At 59.6% G+C, this 564-nt stretch carries 1 pseudogene; it reads left to right on the top strand.

The features are described 5' to 3' along the window. Positions 1 to 22 precede the first annotated feature (22 nt). A pseudogene (locus tag ACTIF6_RS26840) lies at positions 23 to 564 on the top strand (hypothetical protein); the annotation flags it as partial.

Genomic DNA, 564 nt, shown 5'->3' with positions numbered 1-564 from the left:
AGTAACCCATGGAGCGAGAAAGATGAAGGACAAAGACAGCAACGGGCCGGGAAAGAAGTTCCGAGCAAAGTCGCGTGCGGAGTCGCTGACCCGAGGCGGTCCGGGCAGTGCCGCAGGGCGGGCGCAAGAAGCCATCAATGCCCACCCCAACGACCCCTTGCGGCAGATGACGCGATTTCTGCACGATCTGGACTTGCAGGCATCGAACGGGCGCGTGCGCCAAGTCTCCCATCGGACAGAGACTTCGTTCGGCCGCACGCTGAAGAACGCAATTCAGGATCTGCGCAAAGTCAGGATGCCCATTCAGCGCATTGATCAGATCGGGCGCAGCCATGCCATGGCATTGGTCGTGTACTGGGCGAACGAGTTGGGTCACAGTGCTTCAACGATCCAGAACAAGCTGACCAACATCCGCAAGTTCTGTGACCTCATCGGCAAGCTCGGTGCGATCCCGAAGAAGGAGGAGCTTTACCAGGAGCTGGAAGCAAAGGGAGTTGATCGCTCGGCCCTCAAACGCCACCAGGTCACACACGGCAGCAAGTCGTGGAGAGCCGCTGGGGTGGA

It is taken from the genome of Hydrogenophaga sp., from assembly GCF_051860785.1.
Lineage (GTDB): Bacteria > Pseudomonadota > Gammaproteobacteria > Burkholderiales > Burkholderiaceae_C > Hydrogenophaga.
Note: the sequence above shows the minus strand (reverse complement) of the source record. Positions and strands in the feature narration are given on the sequence as shown.